Genomic DNA, 19,265 nt, shown 5'->3' with positions numbered 1-19,265 from the left:
GGCGCGATGACCCAGGTTTTCAATTTTTCCGCCGGCCCGGCCGTCCTCCCGAAAGAAGTTCTCCAGCAGGCCGCCGCCGAGATGCTCGACTGGCACGGCAGCGGCATGTCGGTGATGGAGATGAGCCACCGCGGCCCCGAATTCATCTCGATCTACCAGCAGGCCGAAGCCGACCTGCGCGAACTGCTGGACGTCCCGTCCAACTACAAGATCCTGTTCATGCAGGGCGGGGGACTGGGCGAGAATTCCCTGGTGCCGCTGAACCTGGCCGGCCGCAAGCCCCAGCCGGCCACCATCGACTTCGTGCAGACCGGTTCCTGGTCCAGCAAATCCCTGAAGGAAGCGCGGCGCTACGCCAACGTCAACATCGCCGCCTCCGGCGAGGCCAGCGGCTTCACCACGGTGCCGCCGCAGGAAAGCTGGAAACTCAGCAGCGACGCCGCCTACCTGCACGTCTGCACCAACGAGACCATCGACGGCGTCGAATTCAATTTCGTGCCGACCGTGCAGGGCGAGACGCCGCTCGTGGCCGACATGTCCTCGCACATCCTGTCGCGCGCCGTCGACGTCTCGAAATACGGCGTGATCTTCGCCGGCGCCCAGAAGAACATCGGCCCGGCCGGCCTGACCCTGGTGATCGTGCGCGACGACCTGCTGGACCACGCGCTGCCGATCTGCCCCGGCGTCTTCAACTGGCGCGCGGTGGCGGATGCCGACTCGATGCTGAACACGCCGCCGACCTACGCGATCTACATCGCCGGCCTGGTGTTCGCCCACCTGAAGCGCGAAGGTGGAGTCGCGGCGATGGAACAGCGCAATATCGAAAAAGCGCGCCTGCTGTACGAGGCGCTGGATGCCGACGATTTCTACCAGAATCGCGTGGCGCCCGATTGCCGTTCGCGCATGAACATACCCTTCTACCTGCGCGACGAATCCCTGAACGACCAATTCCTGGCCGGCGCCAAGGCGCGCGGGCTGCTGCAACTGAAGGGCCACAAGTCCGTCGGCGGTATGCGGGCATCGATCTACAACGCGATGCCGATCGAGGGCGTGCATGCCCTGGTCGATTATTTGAACGAGTTTGCCGGGCGCTAGGACGGTAGGGTGGGGACGCCGTGCCCACGCGTGACGTTCGCGTGACGCCGCTTTTCGCGTGGGCACTGCGTGCCCACCCTACGACGGCGGCAAACTCAAATTCATGAGCAAACAATGACAGACAAACTACTCCCCCTGCGCGAACAGATCGATGCCATCGACGCGCAAATCCTCGAACTCCTGAGCCGTCGCGGCAAGGTTGCCCAGGAAGTCGGCCACGTGAAGGCCGAAACCAATGCGCCGGTGTTCCGCCCGGAGCGCGAAGCCCAGGTGCTGCGCAAGGTGGCCGAGAACAATCCCGGTCCGCTGAAGGACCAGGACGTGCAGACCATCTTCCGCGAGATCATGTCGTCCTGCCGCGCGCTGGAAAAGCGCATCACGGTCGCCTATCTCGGCCCCACCGGCACCTTCAGCGAGCAGGCCGTGTTCCAGCATTTCGGCAGCGCCGTCGAAGGCCTGCCCTGTGTGTCGATCGACGAAGTGTTCCGCGCCACCGAGGCCGGCACCGCCGACTACGGCGTGGTGCCGGTCGAGAATTCGTCGGAAGGTGCGATCAACCGCACCCTCGACCTGATGCTGGCCACCACCGCCATCATCAGCGGCGAAGTCTCGATCCCGGTCCACCACAGCCTGATGAGCAAGACCGGCAGCATGGACGGCGTGAAAGTCGTGTGCGCGCATTCGCAGGCCCTGGCCCAGTGCCAGGCCTGGCTCAACCTGCATCACCCGAACGTCGAGCGCCGCGCCGTCGCCTCGAACGCCGAAGCCGCCGTGCTGGCCAGCCAGGATCCGACCATCGCCGCGATCGCCAGCGAGATGGCGGGCGAGCAGTACAAGCTGGGCGTGGTGCAAGCCCATATCCAGGACGATCCGCACAACCGCACGCGCTTTGCCGTGATCGGCTGCCAGGCCACCGGCCCGTCGGGCCAGGACCGCACCTCGCTGGTGCTGGCGGTGCCGAACAAGGCCGGCRCCGTCTACAACCTGCTGGCGCCGCTGGCCGGGCATGGCGTGTCGATGACCCGCTTCGAGTCGCGCCCGGCGCGCATCGGCACCTGGGAATACTACTTCTACGTCGACGTCGAAGGGCACCTGCAGGATGCGGCCGTCGCCCGCGCCCTCGAGGAACTGAAAGCCAACGCCGCTTTCTTCAAGGTCCTGGGCTCCTACCCCGTCGGCCTGTAGTGGAACCTCGAATAACCTACTGCGCGGGCACATTTCCGGCCTGCCCTGCTCGCTACGGTTCTTCGAGGTCCTGTTAAGCTAACTGATTACAGAATCAACCCAGAGAGAAATCATGTCGCAATTCGGTCCAGAATACGTCCGTGCCATCGCCCCTTACCAGGCGGGCAAACCCATTTCCGAAGTCGCCCGCGAGTTCGGCCTGGATGAAGCCACCATCGTCAAGCTGGCGTCCAACGAAAATCCCTTCGGCGTGCCGGAATCGGCAAAGCAGGCCATGGCCGCCGCCGCCGCGGAACTGGGCCGCTATCCGGACGCCAACGGCTTCGAGCTGAAGGCCGCGCTGGCCAAGCGCTACGATGTGCCGGCCGACTGGATCACCCTCGGCAACGGCTCCAACGACATCCTCGAGATCGCCGCCCACGCCTTCGTGCAGAAGGGCCAGGCCGTGCTGTACTCGCAGTATTCGTTCGCCGTGTACGCGCTGGCGGCCCAGGGCGTTGGCGCGCGCGGCATCGTGGTGCCGGCCAGGGACTACGGCCACGACCTTGATGCGATGGCGGCCGCGATCGACGGGGACACCAAACTGGTCTTCATCGCCAATCCGAACAACCCGACCGGCACCTTCATCTCGGCGCCCGAGATCGAAGCCTTCCTCGCCAAGGTGCCGGCCAACGTCGTCGTCGTGCTGGACGAGGCCTACAACGAATACCTGGAACAGAAGGACCAGTTCGAATCGACCCAGTGGGTGCGCAAGTTCCCGAACCTGATCGTCTCGCGCACCTTCTCGAAGGCCTACGGCCTGGCCGGCCTGCGCGTCGGCTTCGCGATCGCCCAGCCGGCGGTGACCGATCTGATGAACCGCATCCGCCAGCCCTTCAACGTGAATTCCCTGGCCCAGGCAGCGGCCATCGCCGCCCTGAACGACAAGGAATTCCTGCAGAAGGGGGCGGAGAACAACCGCGCCGGCTACAAGCAGCTGACCGCCGCCTTCGATGAGCTCAAGCTCGAGTACGTGCCCTCGCACGGCAACTTCGTGCTGGTGAAGGTGGGCGAGGACGAAGGTGCGGGCGCGCGCGTCAACCTGGCGCTGCTGAAGCAGGGCGTAATCGTGCGTCCGGTCGGCGCCTATGGCCTGCCGCAGTGGCTGCGCATCTCGATCGGCCTGCCGGAAGAGAATGCGCGCTTCATTGAAGCACTGCGGAAGGCACTGGCCTGAATGTTCGATAAAGTCGTCATCGTCGGCGTCGGCCTGATCGGCGGCTCCTTCGCCCTCGGCCTGAAGGCGGCCGGCGCGGCGCGGCAAATCGTCGGGCTGGAGCGCTCCGGCGCGGCGCTGGAAAGGGCGGGGCAGCTCGGCATCATCGACGAAGCCTGTACCGATCCGCGGCAGGCCCTGCGCGGCGCCGACCTGGTGCTGCTGGCGGCGCCGGTGGCCCAGACCGGCCGCATCCTCGAGTCGCTGCTGCCCTGGCTGGAGCCGCATACCATCGTCACCGACGCCGGCAGCACCAAGTCGGACGTGGTGGCCAGTGCGCGCGCCGTGCTCGGCGAACGGATCGCCCAGTTCGTGCCCGGCCACCCGATCGCCGGGCGCGAATCGAACGGTCCGGACGCCGCCATCCCCGACCTCTACCGCGGCAAGAAAGCCGTGCTGACGCCGCTGCCGGAAAACCCGCCGGCGGCAGTCGACAAGGTGGCCGCCGCCTGGCGCGCCTGTGGCGCCATCATCCATGTCCTCGCACCGGAAGAGCACGACAAGGTGTTCGCCGCCGTCAGCCACCTGCCGCACCTGCTGGCCTACGCGCTGGTCGACGATATCGCCAACAAGCCGCATGCGGACCTGCTGTTCCAGTATGCGGCCAGCGGTTTCCGCGACTTCACCCGGATCGCCGGCTCCTCGCCCGAGATGTGGCGCGACATCAGCCTCGCCAACCGCGACGCGCTGCTCGGTGAGCTGGATGCCTATCTGGCACAATTGAATGGCCTGCGCGCGCGCCTGGCGGAAGCAAATGGCGCCGCGCTGGAGGGAATCTACGGCAATGCCCAGCGCGCGCGCCGCGCATGGATCGAAGCGATCGAGGCCGCCGAAAAGCCGCCCGCACCGGAATCAGGAACAGAATGAGCCAAGCAAAACACTACCCCGAACACCTCGACCTGGAACCCGTGATGCACGTGGAAGGCGCCGTGCGCCTGCCGGGCTCGAAGAGCATTTCCAACCGTACCCTGCTGCTGGCTGCGCTCAGCGAGGGTACGACCACCATCCACGACCTGCTGGCCTCGGACGACACCCTGGTGATGCTGGGCGCCCTCAAGTCGCTCGGCATCCAGTGGGAGCAGCTCGACGAGCGCACCCACGTCGTGCACGGCGCCGGCGGGCAGCTGCCCATCCATGCGGCCGACCTCTTCATGGGCAATGCCGGCACCGCGATTCGTCCGCTGACGGCGGCCCTGGCCGTGATCGGCGGCGATTACACCCTGCACGGCGTGCAGCGCATGCACGAGCGCCCGATCGGCGACCTGGTCGACGCCCTGAACGCGGTCGGCGCCCAGATCGAATACACCGGCAACCCGGGCTATCCGCCGCTGCGCATCCGCCGCGGCCACATCCACGCCGACCGCATGTCGGTGCGCGGCAATGTCTCGAGCCAGTTCCTGACCGCGCTGCTGATGGCCGCACCGCTGATGGCGAAAGACCATCCGGTGACCATCGAGGTGGAAGGGGAGCTGATCTCCAAGCCTTACATCGAGATCACGCTGAACCTGATGCGCCGCTTCGGCATCACGGTCGGGCAGGACGGCTGGGCATCCTTCACGGTGCAGCCGGGCCAGCGCTACCAGACTCCCGGCACCATCCACGTGGAGGGCGACGCCTCGTCCGCCTCCTACTTCCTGGCGGCCGGCGCGATTGCCGGCGGTCCGGTGCGGGTCGAGGGCGTGGGCCGCGACAGCATCCAGGGCGACGTGCGCTTCGCCGACGCGCTCGAGCAGATGGGCGTGACCATCGTCAAGGGCGATACCTGGATCGAGGCCCGTTCGAACGGCGTCCTGAAAGCCATCGACGCCGACTTCAACCACATCCCGGACGCCGCCATGACGATCGCCGTGGCCGCGCTGTACGCCGACGGCACCAGCACGCTGCGCAACATCGCCAGCTGGCGCGTGAAGGAGACCGACCGCCTGGCCGCGATGGCGACCGAGCTGCGCAAGGTCGGCGCGATCGTGGAGGAGGGCCCGGACTATATCCGCGTGACCCCGCCGGCCGAGCTGCAGCCGGCCACCATCGACACCTACGACGACCACCGGATGGCGATGTGCTTCTCGCTGGCCTCGCTGGACGGCAAGGCGCGGCGCGGCAATGCCATGCGCATCAACGATCCGAAGTGCGTGGCCAAGACTTTCCCGGATTATTTCGAAACGTTTGCGTCGATTGCCAAAGACGAATTATTCTGACGCCTTGGGCCATTGGTAAATAAATAATCTACATATGCCTCACTCAAATATTCCCGTCATCACTATCGACGGCCCGACCGCGTCCGGCAAGGGCACGGTGGCCCACCGGGTGGCCGACCACCTGGGCTTCCACCTGCTCGATTCCGGCGCCCTGTACCGCCTGACCGCGCTGTCGGCGCTGCGCCGCGGCACCCTCCTGTCGGACGAGCACGCGGTCGCCAAGGTGGCCGAGCACCTGCCGGCCCGCTTCAACGGCGGCCACATCTACCTGGGCACGGAAGACGTCAGCAATGCGATCCGCGCCGAGGAAGTCGGGAATACCGCCTCCAGGATCGCGGCCCTGCCGGCGGTGCGCCAGGCCCTGTTCGGGCTGCAGCTGGGCTTTCGCCAGACCCCGGGCCTGGTGGCAGACGGGCGCGATATGGGGACCGTCATCTTCCCCGGCGCCAAGCTGAAAGTGTTTCTGACGGCAAGTGTCGAGGCGCGTGCGCAACGCCGGTATAAGCAATTGATTGACAAAGGGTTTTCTGCTAATATGGACGATCTGCTGGCGGATTTGCAGTCCCGCGATGCGCGCGATACTCAGCGCGCCGTGGCGCCGCTGGTCCCGGCAGAGGGTGCGCATATCCTCGACACCTCGGAGATGACCGTGGAAGACGCGGTCGCCAAGGTGCTCGGCTGGTGGGCGCACGGCTAGTGGTGCCCGGGGCGTGTTTCCCGGGTGTGTTTCAACCTGACCCAGTTCAGAGCGCATTTCGCCGTTCTGCTGGCTAACCTTTAAAAAACTCATGGCTACTGCAGCAAATCAAGATACCGGCATGGAAAGCTTCGCAGCACTCTTCGAAGAGTCGCTGTCGCGTCAAGACATGCGTTCGGGCGAAGTCATTTCGGCCGAAGTCGTGCGTCTGGATCACAACTTCGTGATCGTCAACGCCGGCCTGAAATCGGAAGCTTTCATTCCTATCGAAGAATTCAAGAATGACCAGGGCGAACTGGAAGTCAACGTGGGTGACTTCGTTTCCGTGGCCATCGAATCGCTGGAAAACGGTTTCGGCGATACCATCCTGTCGCGCGACAAGGCCAAGCGCCTGGCATCGTGGCTGGCTCTGGAAAAAGCAATGGAATCCGGTGAAATCGTCACCGGTACCGTCAACGGTAAAGTCAAGGGCGGCCTGACCGTCCTGACCAACGGCATCCGCGCATTCCTGCCGGGTTCGCTGGTCGACACCCGTCCGGTCAAGGACACCACCCCGTTCGAAGGCAAGACCCTCGAATTCAAGGTTATCAAGCTGGACCGCAAGCGTAACAACGTCGTGCTGTCGCGTCGCGCCGTCATCGAAGCATCGATGGGCGAAGAGCGTGCGAAGCTGATGGAAACGCTGAAGGAAGGCACCGTGGTCACCGGCGTCGTCAAGAACATCACCGACTACGGTGCGTTCGTCGACCTGGGCGGCATCGACGGCCTGCTGCACATCACCGACCTGGCATGGCGTCGTGTGCGTCACCCGTCGGAAGTCCTGACCGTCGGCCAGGAAATCACCGCCAAGGTCCTGAAGTACGATCAGGAAAAGAACCGCGTCTCGCTGGGCGTGAAGCAACTGGGCGACGATCCGTGGACCGGTCTGTCGCGTCGCTACCCGCAAGGCACCCGCCTGTTCGGCAAGGTCACCAACCTGACCGACTACGGTGCGTTCGTGGAAGTCGAGCAGGGCATCGAAGGCCTGGTGCACGTCTCGGAAATGGACTGGACCAACAAGAACGTGGCTCCGAACAAGGTTGTCCAGCTGGGCGACGAAGTCGAAGTCATGGTCCTGGAAATCGACGAAGAGCGTCGCCGTATCTCGCTGGGCATGAAGCAGTGCAAGGCGAATCCGTGGGACGACTTCGGCATGACCCACAAGAAGGGCGACAAGGTCAAGGGTTCGATCAAGTCGATCACCGACTTCGGCGTGTTCATCGGCCTGCCGGGCAACATCGACGGCCTGGTGCACCTGTCGGACCTGTCCTGGACCGAAGCCGGCGAAGAAGCCGTGCGCAAGTTCAAGAAGGGCGACGAGCTGGAAGCCGTGGTTCTGGCAATCGACGTCGAGCGCGAGCGTGTCTCGCTGGGCGTGAAGCAGCTGGAAGGCGACCCGTTCAACAACTTCGCTTCGCTGAACGACAAGGGCACCCTGGTCACCGGTACCGTGAAATCGGTTGAGCCGAAAGGCGCCGTGATCGCCCTGAGCGACGAAGTCGAAGGCTACCTGCGCGCTTCGGAAATCTCGCGTGACCGCGTTGAAGATGCCGGCACCCACCTGAAAGTGGGCGACAAGGTCGAAGCCCTGGTCATCAACATCGATCGCAAAGCACGCAGCATCCAGCTGTCGATCAAGGCCAAGGACAACGCCGACACCCAGGAAGCGATGAGCAAGCTGGCTTCGGACAGCAACGCCGCATCGGGCACCACCTCGCTGGGCGCCCTGCTGAAGGCCAAGCTCGACAACAAGGGTTAATAACCTGGGACCGCGCAGATGACCAAGTCCGAGCTGATCAACCGCCTGGCTGAACGTTATTCCCAGCTGGTGGCCAAAGATGCGGAATACGCTGTCAAGACCATCCTCGATGCGATGACCAACGCCCTGGCGACCGGCCAGCGCATCGAGATCCGCGGTTTCGGCAGCTTCGCGCTGAACAGCCGGCCGCCCCGCATCGGACGTAATCCGAAGTCCGGCGACAAGGTGATGGTGCCCGAAAAACGGGTACCCCACTTCAAGCCGGGCAAGCAGTTGCGCGAGCGGGTCGACGCGATGGTCGGGCAACCGATCATCGAAGACTGAGTCGTCTGCCGTCCGGCGGACAGAAACGGCGTCTCTTCGGAGATGCCGTTTTTTTTCGTTTAAACGTCATTCCCGCTTTCGCGGGAATGACGGGGTGTTTTGAAAACTCCACTCAAATATGCGACACTTTGCCTTCGACGTATTTCCTGACAGGACCAAATGAGATGAAGATTGTTTCCGCCATCCTTGGATGCATCCTGTTCGTCCTCTTTTTCGGCTTCGCCCTCAAGAATACCGACCAGGTGGACCTGCATTTCTTCCTGGGCTATGAACTGCGCGGACCACTGGTATTGATGCTGCTGGCCTTCTTCATCGCCGGCGCCTTCCTCGGCATCCTGGCGGTCACGCCCACCGTGTTCCGCCACCGCCGCGAAAGCTCCCAGCACAAGAACACCATCCAGGCCCTGCAGAGCGCCGCCGGCACCGCCGCCAGCGCCCCGCAACCCGACAGCGTCACCCCCCGCTAACAAAAAAAGAATCACATGGAATTTGAAATCTGGTGGCTGCTCGGCATCCCCGTCTTTTTTGCCCTCGGCTGGATCGCCGCCCGCGTCGACATCAAGCAACTCGTGTCCGAATCGCGCAGCCTGCCACGCGGCTACTTCAAGGGCCTGAACTTCCTCCTCAACGAGCAGCCCGACAAGGCGATCGATGCCTTCATCGAGATCGTCAAGCTGGACCCCGAAACCGCCGAGATGCACTTTGCGCTCGGTAACCTGTTCCGCCGCCGCGGCGAGACCGAGCGTGCCATCCGCGTCCACCAGAACCTGCTGTCGCGTCCCGACCTGCCGATCGAGCAGCAGGTGCACGCCCAGTACGAACTCGGCATGGACTACCTGAAGGCCGGCCTGCTGGACCGCGCCGAGGAAACCTTCAACCTGCTGGTCGACACGCAGTACGGCGTGCAGGCCCGGCGCGCCCTGCTGGAGATCTTCCAGCGCGAAAAGGAATGGCGCCGCGCGATCACCGCCGCCGAGGGCCTGCAGGAATCCGGCGCCGGCGCCCAGCACAAGGAAATCGCCCAGTTCTATTGCGAGCTGGCCCAGGACGCGCTGGTGCACATGCAGCCGGCCGACGCCATGCAGCTGCTCGACAAGGCCCTGCAGGCCGACCGCAAGAGCGTGCGCGCGACCATGCTGTACGGCGACGCCCAGACCGCCCAGGGCGACATCGAAGGCGCCCTCAAGACCTGGCGCCGCGTCGAGCAGCAGAGCGTACCCCACGTGGCCCTGGTCGCGGCCCGCCTGATGGACGGCTACCGCAAGGTCGGCCGGCCCCAGGAAGGCGTGAACCTGCTGCGCTCCTACCTGGCGGAAGCGTCGTCGATTGATCTGATCGAGGTGGTGTTCAAGGCCGTCATCGAACTGAACGGCGTGGACGCTGCCAAACAGCTGGTGGTCGAAGAATTGCGCCGCAACCCGACCTTGCTCGGCCTGGACAAACTGCTCGAAGCACGCCTCATGGATGCGCCGGCGAATGTCTGGGAAGAGCTGTCGATGGTGAAGAACCTCGTCCACGGTTATACGCAGAAGCTCGCACGCTACCAGTGCAGCCACTGCGGTTTCAAGGCACGCCAGTACTATTGGCAATGCCCGGGATGCAGCAAGTGGGAAACCTACCCGCCGCGCCGCACCGAAGAACTCAATGTGATGAATTAAGAATATGAAGATTACGATTATCGGCACCGGCTACGTCGGTCTCGTCACCGGCGCCTGCCTGGCGGAACTCGGCAACGATGTGTTCTGTCTCGACGTCGACCAGCGCAAGATCGACCTCCTGAACAACGGCGGCATCCCCATCCACGAACCCGGACTGGAAGAGATCGTCGCGCGCAACCGCGCCGCCGGCCGTCTGCATTTCTCGACCGACGTCGCCGCCAGCGTGGCCCACGGCCACCTGCAGTTCATTGCCGTCGGCACCCCGCCGGACGAAGACGGCTCGGCCGACCTGCAGTACGTGCTGGCCGCCGCCCGCAACATCGGCCGCCACATGGACGGCTTCAAGGTCATCGTCGACAAGTCGACCGTGCCGGTGGGTACCGCCGACCGCGTCTCGGCCGCGATCCGCGAGGAGCTGGCGGCGCGCGGCAAGAGCGAGGCCGAGTTCTCGGTGGTCTCGAACCCCGAGTTCCTGAAAGAGGGCGCCGCGGTCGAGGACTTCATGCGTCCGGACCGCATCGTGATCGGCCTCGACGACACCCCGGCGGGCAGCCGCGCCCACGAGCTGATGAAGCTGCTGTACGCGCCGTTCAACCGCAACCACGAGCGTACCTACTGGATGGACGTGCGTTCGGCCGAATTCACCAAGTACGCCGCCAACGCCATGCTGGCGACCCGCATCTCCTTCATGAACGAGCTGGCCAACCTGGCCGACAAGGTGGGCGCCGACATCGAAGCGGTGCGCCACGGCATCGGCTCCGATCCGCGCATCGGCCACAGCTTCCTGTATGCCGGCGCCGGCTACGGCGGCTCCTGCTTCCCGAAGGACGTGCAGGCGATCGAGCGCACCGCGCGCCAGTACGGCCAGGAACTGCTGATCCTGAGCGCGGTGGAAGCCGTCAACGACCGCCAGAAGCAGGTGCTGGGCCGCAAGGTCGTGGCCCGCTTCGGCGAGGACCTGTCCGGCATGCGCTTCGCGGTCTGGGGCCTGGCCTTCAAGCCGAACACCGACGACATGCGCGAAGCGCCGTCGCGGGTGCTGCTGGCCGAGCTGATCGAGCGCGGCGCCACCGCCACCGTGTACGACCCGGTGGCGATGGAAGAGGCGCGCCGCGTGCTGGCCCTCGACCTGGATGAGGACAAGCTGTCCCGCATCAGCTTCGCCGATGCGCCGATGGACGCGCTGGCTGGCGCCGAGGCGCTGGTGATCGTCACCGAGTGGAAGGCTTTCCGCAGCCCCGACTTCGAGCAGATCAAGGCGCGCCTGAAGAATCCGGTGATCATCGACGGCCGCAACCTGTACGAACCGGCCCTGATGACCAGCCAGGGCATCGAATACCACGGGATCGGCCGTTCGGTCCTGACCAGCAAGTGAGGCCGTCGATGTCGAGCTACAAGGACATTCCCAGCCGGCTGCTACCGACCGACAGCTACCGCCAGGCCGAGGCGCCGCAGCTCGAGAGCGTGCGCCTGCTGGTGGTCGGCGACGTCATGCTCGACCGCTACTGGTTCGGCGACGTCTCGCGCATCTCGCCGGAGGCCCCGGTGCCGGTGGTGCGCATCGAGCGCCGCGAAGCCCGCCTGGGCGGCGCGGCCAATGTGGCGCGCAACGCCGCCGCCCTCGGCGCCCACTGCGGCCTGCTGGGCGTGGTCGGCAACGACGAGGCCGGCGACGAGGTCGAGCAGATCCTGCGCGAGTCCAGCATCGATACCTATCTGAAGCGGGACGAGCAGATCTCCACCATCGTCAAGCTGCGCGTGATCGGACGCCAGCAGCAGATGGTGCGCATCGACTTCGAAGAGGCGCCCAGCGAGACCACGCTGCGCGACAAGCTGACCCAGTTCAAGGCCATCCTGCCGGACTACGACGTCATCATCTTCTCCGACTATAACAAGGGCAGCCTGGTAAACGTGGCCGAGATGATCCGCATGGCGCGCGCGGCAGGCAAGACCGTGATGGTCGACCCCAAGGGCGACGATTTCTCGCCTTACGCCGGCGCCACCATGCTGACCCCGAACAAGTCGGAACTCAAGCGCATCGTCGGCAGCTGGAAGACCGAGGAACAGCTCACCGAGAAGGCCCAGGCCCTGCGCGAGGAGCTGGGTCTCACCGCGCTGCTGCTGACCCGTTCGGAAGAGGGCATGAGCCTGTACACCGCCGACGAGGTGCTGCACGTGCATGCCGACGCACGCGAGGTGTTCGACGTCTCCGGCGCCGGCGACACCGTGATCGCGACCATGGCCGCGATGCTGGGCGCAGGCGTGCCGCTGGCGGAAGCCCTGGCCACCGCCAACCGCGCCGGCGGCATCGTGGTCGGCAAACTGGGTACGGCCACCGTCACCCGCGACGAGCTGTTCGCGCACCGCCGCCGCACCGACGACGCCGGCGCTTGAGCCTTCCCAAAGGCCGGGCGTCAACGGCCGGCGGCCTGGTCCGTTAATGGATGTGGGCGGCGCTCGCCGTCCACCTACAAACCAACGGAGAAGACCAGATGATCAAGAAACTGTTCCTTGCAATCGCCGCGCTGGCGGCGTCGGTCAACATCGCGTTCGCCCAGGTCGACGTCAACAAGGCCGATGCCGCGGCACTTGACTCGGTGAAGGGCGTCGGTCCCGCCATGTCGAAGACCATCATCGACGAACGCGCCAAGGGCGAGTTCAAGGACTGGGCCGATTTCCAGAAGCGCGTGAAGGGCGTCGGCGAGAAGCGCGCCGCCAAGCTGTCCGAAGCCGGCCTGCAGGTGAACGGCAAGTCGAAGGAAGGCGCGCCGATGGCTGCGCATTCCGCTGCGCCGATGGCCAAGGCCGATGACAAGGCTGCCAAGCCGGCCAAGGCTTCCAAGTAAGCCAGGGTAGGGTGGGCTCGCCGAGCCCACGCGAGAGCTTGCGTCACGCCGGCCGCCACGTGGGCACGGTGTGCCCACCCTCCATTGCTGTGAATCATGCTGTCTGCGGGCGGCTCGATACGCCTGTCTTGATCTCGGATTAGAATGGCGTTTTTGAGATCGCAAGAAAGCAGACGCAACCCATGGCATACAAGACCATCCAGGACACGATCGGCAACACCCCATTGGTGCAGCTGGTACGCATTCCCGGCGCCGACGCCGCGGCCCGCAACAACGTCATTCTCGGCAAACTCGAAGGCAACAATCCGGCAGGTTCGGTGAAGGACCGCGCTGCGATGTCGATGCTGCGCGGCGCCGAGGAGCGTGGCCAGATCAAGCCGGGCGATACCCTGATCGAAGCCACCAGCGGCAATACCGGCATCGCGCTGGCGATGGCGGCCGCCATCCGCGGCTACAAGATGCTCCTGATCATGCCGGACAACCTGTCGGTCGAACGCCGCCAGAGCATGGCCGCCTACGGCGCCCAGATCATCCTGACCCCGAAGACCGGCGGCATGGAATATGCGCGCGATCTCGCCGAGCAGATGCAGAAGGACGGCAAGGGCATCATCCTGGACCAGTTCGCCAACCAGGACAATCCCCGCGCTCACTACGAGACTACCGGCCCCGAGATCTGGCGCGATACCGAAGGCCGCGTCACCCACTTCGTCAGCGCGATGGGCACGACCGGCACCATCATGGGCGTGTCGCACTACCTGAAGGAGCAGAACGAGGCGATCCGCATCATCGGCGCCCAGCCGGAAGAGGGTTCGTCGATTCCCGGCATCCGCAAATGGCCGGAAGCCTATATGCCGAAGATCTTCGACAAGGCGCGCGTCGACCAGGTCGAGAACGTGACCCAGGCTGCTGCGGAACAGATGGCGCGCCGGTTGGCGGCCGAGGAGGGGATCTTCTGCGGTATCTCCGCGGCTGGGGCCTGCGAAATCGCGTTGCGTATTTCGCAGACCGTGGAGAACGCGACGATCGTGTTCGTCGTCTGCGACCGCGGCGATCGTTATCTGTCGACGGGTGTGTTCCCCGCCTGATTGGCTGGATGTCTTTTTCCCGGCGCGAGGTCTGGGCGCTGGGTGTCTCCCCTCACGAGGATGAACTGGTAAAGCTGGCAGTAGTCATGCTGGTACCGGTGCGGCGGCACGTGTGGCCGCCGTCCGTCGTCGCGCCCACGGTTATTCTGCGCTGGCGGCTGCGTTGTTGTCCTTGTCCTTCGGTTTGAACTGCTTGTCGCTGATACGGAATTTCGCACGGCGGTCGCCCATCAGGTAGCGCAGGTCGCGGATCGACAGGTCGCTGACTTCGTGCATGCGGATCAGCAGCGAGGCGCCGACCGGCAGGCGGTGGTGGCGGATCTTCGAGATGACCGGCGGTGCCACTTCCAGCGCGCGGGACAGGGCTGCGTCGTTCTTCAGGCGCAGGTTCTCGATCAGGGTGTCGAGCAGGCGGTTCGGGTTGTACTGCAGCAGTTCGTCATTCTCCGAATCGCTGTTCATATCAATGCCGACTTGGTTCGTCATGATGTCACTATTCCTATTTTTGGGTTAAGGGAGCTCGTTGGCGGCTCTACTCTATTATCACAACAAAGTTTCGAAAATTTCTACTAAATTATACAACTTTTTAAAATTTAGTACTTGAGAGCAATAACTATCCGGCTTGGCTGCTCATTTCGTTGTCTTGCTGCAACAATAGCCGCAATGCAATTCTCTCACAAACTCACTGAAAAATTAATTGCTTTTTATTTAAAATTAAGTGTAGAGCAATTCTCGATGCGCTGCCGCACGTTTCCAAAAAGCATGTAGAAACACCAAGAACCATGGGGGTATCGGGGCGGAAGGTCTGTTTCCTCGGAGAACTACGTCGAGGAAACCAGCATACCCCGGGGAGTATATCGTTGTCAGTACTGCATTAGCTCAGCAATAACACTGTTGTACCGTTACAAACAGATACAAAGTTTATTGCTGATTAAGGGTTACAGACCCCGCGCCAATCGCACCGCGCGGCCCAGTTCGACCACCGACATGGCATAGAAATAACTGCGATTGTACTTTGTGATTGCAAAGAAGTTAGCATTTGCGACCCAGTACTCGGTCGGAGCGGCGCCGTTCTGCAGGTCGATCAGGCCGTACTGGCGCTGTTCCGGCAGCGGCGTGCGCGTGACGACACCGGCGCCGCGCAGCTCGGCCGGCTCGTAGCGGGCCTCGAGCCCGCCCAGCAGGGGCTCCCAGGCAAGGCTCGGCGCGACGTCGGCCTGGAAGACCGAGGGCCCGGTCGCATTCCGGTCCCAGCCATGGTTGACCAGGAAGTTGGCCACGCTGCCGATCGCGTCGGCGGCCGAGTTGCGCAGGTCGACGATGCCGTCGGCGTCGAAGTCGACGCCGTATTTCAGGATATTTCCAGGCATGAATTGCGGCATGCCGACCGCGCCGGCAAACGAGCCCAGCAGCGAGAAGGGATCGATGTTCTCCTTGCGCGCCAGTACCAGGGTCTTTTCCAGCTCGCTGCGGAAGAACTGCATGCGGTCGTTGCGGTTCGGCGATTCCGGATAGGCGAAGGCGAGGGTGGTCAGTACGTCCACCACGCGGAAGCGTCCGGTGTCGCGGCCATAGATGGTCTCGACACCGATGATGCCGACGATGATCTCGGCCGGCACCCCGTAGACTGCCTCGGCGCGTTCCAGAAGGGCCGCGTTCTCGTTCCAGAAGCGGACGCCGGCATTGATGCGGATCGGCTCGATGAAGCGCTCGCTGTAGGCCTGCCAGTTCTTCGGCTTGCCAGGCGGGGCTGGCTTCACCAGCTGGACCGCGGAGTCGATGAAGCGGGTCCTGGCCACCAGTGCGTCCAGCGCGGCGCGGTCGAAGTTGTGGCGGCTGACCATCTCGTCTTCGAAATCGCGCACCGCCTGCCATTCGCCGAAGGCGACCTGTTCGCCCTCGTAATCGATCGCCGGACGCTTGGGCGCCGGCGCGGCTTTCGCGGCCGTGGCCTTGACCTTGGCTTTTTTGACAGCCTTGGCGGATTTGGCCGCCTTGGCATGGTGGATCGAGGAGGCGGCGACGGCGTCGGACGCATGCCCGGCACCGATGGCGAGGGCAAGCAGCAGCGGTACAAAAGATTTCATCGAACTCGGGACAGCAACTCTTTCAGGATAGTCGGCAGGCCTGCGCCATGCGGCTGGGACTGCGTGGGAGGCGCATAGCGCCAGGCGCTGTAGCGGCGCAGGAATTCGGCCGCGGCGGCCTTCGGTCCGGAGGCCAGGTCGGCGCCGGCGACACGCGCGGCATATGCCGTCGGACCTTCGTCCGGCGCGCGCGGCAGGCCCAGTTGGCCGAGGCGCTGGCACAGGGCCGAGTATAGCTTATCGACCGGGTCCATCCGCCCTTGCCGCGACAATTTTCCTGCGAGCAGCAACAGCCCGCAGCCCAGGGCCAGCAGGGCGGCGCTGCGCCAGCCGAACAGATTGTCCTGCAGGCTTTCCAGCAAGGCATGCTGGCGTTGCGGCGTGTAGTTCAATACCCACTGGTTCCAGCCATTGTTCGCGGCCGCGATCGCATAGCGGACCCTGGCCAGCAGCGAGCCGGGGTCCGGCTGCATCAGCCGTCCCAGGCCTTCGATGCCGAAGGGCGCCGGCGCCGGCAGCGCGCGCGCCAGGCTGCGTTGCACGCGCTCCGGCGCGACCGCGGCGGTGGGGTCGACCCGTACCCAGCCCTGTCCCCGCAGCCAGACCTCGGCCCAGGCATGGGCGTCCGACTGGCGCACCGTGAAGTAGCCGTCGATCGGATTCAGCTCGCCGCCCTGGTAGCCGGTCACCACGCGCGCCGGGATGCCGGCCGCGCGCATCAGGAACACGAAGGCGCCGGCATAGTGCTCGCAGAAACCGGCGCGGGTGGTGTAGAGGAATTCGTCGACGGCGTCGCCGCCGAGCAGGGGCGGCTGCAGCGTGTAGGCATAGCCGCCGCCGGCGAACTGGCGCAGCACCGCCTGCACCCGCTGCATGGCTTGCGGATAGTCCCGGCGCAGGCGCTCGCCGGCCGCCAGCGCCTGCGGGTTGCGGCCGTAGGGCAGCTGCAGCCACTGGTAGGCGTTGTCCAGCGGCTCATCGGCCTGCAGGCTGAAGTCGACGTAGGATGAAAGCTCGTAGCGGATCCGCTCGCGTACCGGGGCCGAGGCCTGCAGCTCCAGGTCGGGCGTCACGCCGGCAGCGCCGTCGGACATCCGGGGCAGGGCGCGCGGCATCTCGAGGGCGAACAGCCAGCGCGTGTTCGAGGGCTCCATCGTGACCTGGTAGTGCAGCGGCGCGCCGCGCACCGAGATCGCTACCGCTTGCGGCGCCTGGCGCCCGAAATGCGGACGCGGCAGCAACCGGGTCCAGGTGCGGCCGTCGTAGGCGCCCAGCACCGGGCCGCGCCAGTAGAGCTGCGGCTGGGCCGGCGGCGGGCCGTCGAACTTCACGCGGAAGGCCGGATCGTCCGATTGCGCCAGGTTCGAGAACTGGCCCGGCGCCATGCTGTCGGACAGGCCGCTGCGGGCGCCATGGGCATCCTCGGGCAGGCCCCACAGGGGCCCGTCGACGCGCGGGAACAGGAAGAAGCCGAGCGCCGCCAGCGGCGCCGCCAGCGCCAGGATCTTCGCGCCCATCAGCAGGCGGGTGCGCAAGGGCGGTACGGCACCGGTCAGCTGGAAGGACAGCTGGGTGGTCAGGAGGGCCACCACCGAGACCAGCATCAGCAAGGCGGTGCCGATGCCCTGCGAGTAGAAGAAATTCGTCAGTACCAGGAAGAAGCACAGGAACACCACCACGAACAGGTCGCGCCGCGCATGCATCTCCAGCATCTTGAAGGCCACCAGCAGCACCAGCATCGCGACCCCGGCATCGCGCCCGAGCACCGTGTGATAGGTGTGCAGCACGCCCGCCATCGCGGCGATCGCCAGTGGCACCAGCACCAGGTTGGCCGGCATGCGCCGTCCCAGCAGGGTGAGTGCGGCGCGCCACACCAGGGTCGCGCCGCACAGCAGGGTCACCCAGGGCGGCAGGTGGGCGGTGTGCGGCAGCAGCACCAGCACCGTGCTGGCCAGCAACAGCAGGGTGTCCTGCTTGTCGCGCGACAGCGGGACGGCGGGGCGCAGGGCTTTCATGCGGCCTCGCCGGCGCTGCCGTACAGCGCAAGGGCTTCCAGGCAGGCGGCCTGGTGGGCCGGCCCCAGCGCGGCCTCGATCCCGTGGCGGCCGAGCCGCAGCGCATAGGGCAGGGCGCGCAGCTCGGCCTCCAGCACCCAGCGCGCCAGGCGCGACAGCTTCAGTTCGAGGTCGAGCCGTTGCGGCAGCGCGTCGAGGTCGAGCACCAGCTCGTCCATCGAGCCGCCTTCGAACTGCTTGGTGACCAGCTGGCCGCCGAACGCCGGATCGAGCCGCGCGATGTGGCGCCAGGCCAGCTGGCGCAGCGGATCGCCCGGCTGGTAGCTGCGCACGCCGGCGAAGTCGTCGCTGCCGGCGCTCTTGACGCCGTCCGGACTCGGGTGGCCGCTGAACGGCAGCGGCGGCGCGTCCTGCTCGGGATAGGGATAGACCAGCGCGCGGCTGTCGGGCTGCCAGTAGCTCCAGGCATTGAACAGGCCGAGCGGGAAGCGGGTGGACAGGCGCACGCGCGGCGCCTTCATCCAGCCGCGCCGCCTGCTGGTGGCCGAGAGCACCACGGCGGCGCTCGAGCCGGCCGCGACGTCGACCGCATGGCGCGCCTCCTTGACGGTGTCGACATCGACCCAGAGCGCGTAGCGGGCCAGGCGGGTGCGGTTGGCCAGCAGCAGCTCGAAGGATGCCTCTTCGCCCGCGAACACCGCGCCCGCGCGGCCCGGGCGCAGGTGCAGGTGGGCCAGGTTGCGGTAGGTATGGATCATGTCGACCAGCGCGCAGGCGGCGGCCACGAAGGTCAGGCCGAAGCCCAGGCCGAGGCTGTAGTTGACCGAGCCGATCAGCAGCGCCAGCAGCAGGGCGCCGAAGCCGAGGCCGGCGCGGGTCGGCAGGATGTAGACGCGGCGCTGGCTCAGCTCGACCTCGCCGCGGTCGCGCGCGGTGGTGCGTTCGCGCCAGGTGCTGCGCCGTCCGCGCAGCCAGCCGAAGATGCGGACCCCGAGCGGCAGCCTGGTCAATGCCGCGTCCACCAT

Annotated in this window: 18 protein-coding genes; 14 read left to right on the top strand and 4 right to left on the bottom strand. The window is 65.4% G+C overall.

What is annotated here, in order from left to right; genetic code table 11:
* The first annotated feature begins 6 nt into the window (after positions 1-6).
* The 14 genes from serC (at position 7) to cysM (ending at position 14,138) form a co-directional block, all read left to right on the top strand.
* Positions 7-1,095, top strand: a complete 1,089-nt coding sequence (gene serC / locus AC1DOQ_RS23870; protein ID WP_477369860.1) for a 3-phosphoserine/phosphohydroxythreonine transaminase — start codon at positions 7-9, stop codon at positions 1,093-1,095.
* A 114-nt stretch (positions 1,096-1,209) separates the two neighbouring features.
* On the top strand, positions 1,210-2,280 hold the full coding sequence (gene pheA, locus AC1DOQ_RS23865; protein WP_477369857.1) for a prephenate dehydratase: 1,071 nt from the start codon (positions 1,210-1,212) through the stop codon (positions 2,278-2,280).
* 112 nt (positions 2,281-2,392) lie between these two features.
* Positions 2,393-3,496: a histidinol-phosphate transaminase gene (gene hisC, locus AC1DOQ_RS23860; protein WP_477369854.1), complete on the top strand. Its 1,104-nt coding sequence runs from the start codon at positions 2,393-2,395 to the stop codon at positions 3,494-3,496.
* The gene (locus AC1DOQ_RS23855; protein ID WP_477369851.1) at positions 3,497-4,402 is read left to right on the top strand and encodes a prephenate dehydrogenase; all 906 of its coding nucleotides are present in this window, start codon (positions 3,497-3,499) and stop codon (positions 4,400-4,402) included.
* On the top strand, positions 4,399-5,730 hold the full coding sequence (aroA, locus tag AC1DOQ_RS23850; RefSeq protein WP_477369848.1) for a 3-phosphoshikimate 1-carboxyvinyltransferase: 1,332 nt from the start codon (positions 4,399-4,401) through the stop codon (positions 5,728-5,730). The genes AC1DOQ_RS23855 and aroA overlap by 4 nt, the downstream gene beginning before the upstream one ends.
* Before the next feature lie 34 nt (positions 5,731-5,764).
* A complete protein-coding gene (cmk, locus tag AC1DOQ_RS23845; protein WP_477369845.1) occupies positions 5,765-6,427 on the top strand; it encodes a (d)CMP kinase in 663 nt (220 codons plus the stop codon).
* A gap of 91 nt (positions 6,428-6,518) precedes the next feature.
* A complete protein-coding gene (gene rpsA, locus AC1DOQ_RS23840) occupies positions 6,519-8,225 on the top strand; it encodes a 30S ribosomal protein S1 (RefSeq protein WP_477369842.1) in 1,707 nt (568 codons plus the stop codon).
* Positions 8,226-8,243: 18 nt separating this feature from the next.
* Positions 8,244-8,549 carry an integration host factor subunit beta gene (locus AC1DOQ_RS23835; RefSeq protein WP_008446215.1) on the top strand — a complete coding sequence of 102 codons (306 nt, stop codon included), beginning with the start codon at positions 8,244-8,246 and terminating at the stop codon, positions 8,547-8,549.
* Positions 8,550-8,713: 164 nt separating this feature from the next.
* Entirely contained in the window at positions 8,714-9,016 is a 303-nt protein-coding gene (locus tag AC1DOQ_RS23830) for a LapA family protein (RefSeq protein WP_230027580.1), read from the top strand.
* Positions 9,017-9,031: 15 nt separating this feature from the next.
* Positions 9,032-10,207 (top strand): lipopolysaccharide assembly protein LapB, encoded by a 1,176-nt coding sequence (gene lapB / locus AC1DOQ_RS23825; protein WP_477369839.1) that lies wholly within the window; start codon positions 9,032-9,034, stop codon positions 10,205-10,207.
* A gap of 4 nt (positions 10,208-10,211) precedes the next feature.
* Positions 10,212-11,582, top strand: coding sequence for a UDP-glucose dehydrogenase family protein (locus AC1DOQ_RS23820; RefSeq protein ID WP_477369836.1), 1,371 nt, complete (start codon positions 10,212-10,214; stop codon positions 11,580-11,582).
* 8 nt (positions 11,583-11,590) lie between these two features.
* Positions 11,591-12,601 (top strand): D-glycero-beta-D-manno-heptose-7-phosphate kinase, encoded by a 1,011-nt coding sequence (rfaE1, locus tag AC1DOQ_RS23815; protein WP_477369833.1) that lies wholly within the window; start codon positions 11,591-11,593, stop codon positions 12,599-12,601.
* Positions 12,602-12,699: 98 nt separating this feature from the next.
* A complete protein-coding gene (locus AC1DOQ_RS23810; protein WP_477369830.1) occupies positions 12,700-13,053 on the top strand; it encodes a ComEA family DNA-binding protein in 354 nt (117 codons plus the stop codon).
* A 182-nt stretch (positions 13,054-13,235) separates the two neighbouring features.
* Entirely contained in the window at positions 13,236-14,138 is a 903-nt protein-coding gene (gene cysM / locus AC1DOQ_RS23805) for a cysteine synthase CysM (protein WP_477369827.1), read from the top strand.
* A 141-nt stretch (positions 14,139-14,279) separates the two neighbouring features.
* Here the strand turns inward: cysM and AC1DOQ_RS23800 are convergent, their stop codons facing one another.
* From AC1DOQ_RS23800 to AC1DOQ_RS23785, 4 genes are all read right to left on the bottom strand, one after another.
* Positions 14,280-14,624, bottom strand: coding sequence for a hypothetical protein (locus tag AC1DOQ_RS23800; protein WP_442123671.1), 345 nt, complete (start codon positions 14,622-14,624; stop codon positions 14,280-14,282).
* A gap of 452 nt (positions 14,625-15,076) precedes the next feature.
* A complete protein-coding gene (gene mltB / locus AC1DOQ_RS23795; protein WP_477369824.1) occupies positions 15,077-16,225 on the bottom strand; it encodes a lytic murein transglycosylase B in 1,149 nt (382 codons plus the stop codon).
* Positions 16,222-18,240, bottom strand: coding sequence for a transglutaminase TgpA family protein (locus AC1DOQ_RS23790; RefSeq protein WP_477369821.1), 2,019 nt, complete (start codon positions 18,238-18,240; stop codon positions 16,222-16,224). The genes mltB and AC1DOQ_RS23790 overlap by 4 nt, the downstream gene beginning before the upstream one ends.
* Positions 18,237-19,241 carry a DUF58 domain-containing protein gene (locus AC1DOQ_RS23785; protein ID WP_477369975.1) on the bottom strand — a complete coding sequence of 335 codons (1,005 nt, stop codon included), beginning with the start codon at positions 19,239-19,241 and terminating at the stop codon, positions 18,237-18,239. Before AC1DOQ_RS23785 ends, AC1DOQ_RS23790 begins: the two co-directional genes overlap by 4 nt.
* Between the last annotated feature and the right edge of the window lie 24 nt (positions 19,242-19,265).

Source organism: Massilia sp. 01N417 (genome assembly GCF_056399645.1).
Note: the sequence above shows the minus strand (reverse complement) of the source record. Positions and strands in the feature narration are given on the sequence as shown.

Bases quoted from the DNA above. Each gene is read 5' to 3' on its own strand.
- lapB (WP_477369839.1), top strand. From the start codon at position 9,032: ATGGAATTTGAAATCTGGTGGCTGCTCGGCATCCCCGTCTTTTTTGCC.
- AC1DOQ_RS23790 (WP_477369821.1), bottom strand. From the start codon at position 18,240: ATGAAAGCCCTGCGCCCCGCCGTCCCGCTGTCGCGCGACAAGCAGGAC.
- hisC (WP_477369854.1), top strand. From the start codon at position 2,393: ATGTCGCAATTCGGTCCAGAATACGTCCGTGCCATCGCCCCTTACCAG.
- rfaE1 (WP_477369833.1), top strand. From the start codon at position 11,591: ATGTCGAGCTACAAGGACATTCCCAGCCGGCTGCTACCGACCGACAGC.
- cmk (WP_477369845.1), top strand. From the start codon at position 5,765: ATGCCTCACTCAAATATTCCCGTCATCACTATCGACGGCCCGACCGCG.
- AC1DOQ_RS23820 (WP_477369836.1), top strand. From the start codon at position 10,212: ATGAAGATTACGATTATCGGCACCGGCTACGTCGGTCTCGTCACCGGC.
- mltB (WP_477369824.1), bottom strand. From the start codon at position 16,225: ATGAAATCTTTTGTACCGCTGCTGCTTGCCCTCGCCATCGGTGCCGGG.
- AC1DOQ_RS23835 (WP_008446215.1), top strand. From the start codon at position 8,244: ATGACCAAGTCCGAGCTGATCAACCGCCTGGCTGAACGTTATTCCCAG.
- AC1DOQ_RS23855 (WP_477369851.1), top strand. From the start codon at position 3,497: ATGTTCGATAAAGTCGTCATCGTCGGCGTCGGCCTGATCGGCGGCTCC.
- AC1DOQ_RS23810 (WP_477369830.1), top strand. From the start codon at position 12,700: ATGATCAAGAAACTGTTCCTTGCAATCGCCGCGCTGGCGGCGTCGGTC.
- AC1DOQ_RS23830 (WP_230027580.1), top strand. From the start codon at position 8,714: ATGAAGATTGTTTCCGCCATCCTTGGATGCATCCTGTTCGTCCTCTTT.
- cysM (WP_477369827.1), top strand. From the start codon at position 13,236: ATGGCATACAAGACCATCCAGGACACGATCGGCAACACCCCATTGGTG.
- serC (WP_477369860.1), top strand. From the start codon at position 7: ATGACCCAGGTTTTCAATTTTTCCGCCGGCCCGGCCGTCCTCCCGAAA.
- rpsA (WP_477369842.1), top strand. From the start codon at position 6,519: ATGGCTACTGCAGCAAATCAAGATACCGGCATGGAAAGCTTCGCAGCA.
- aroA (WP_477369848.1), top strand. From the start codon at position 4,399: ATGAGCCAAGCAAAACACTACCCCGAACACCTCGACCTGGAACCCGTG.
- AC1DOQ_RS23800 (WP_442123671.1), bottom strand. From the start codon at position 14,624: ATGACGAACCAAGTCGGCATTGATATGAACAGCGATTCGGAGAATGAC.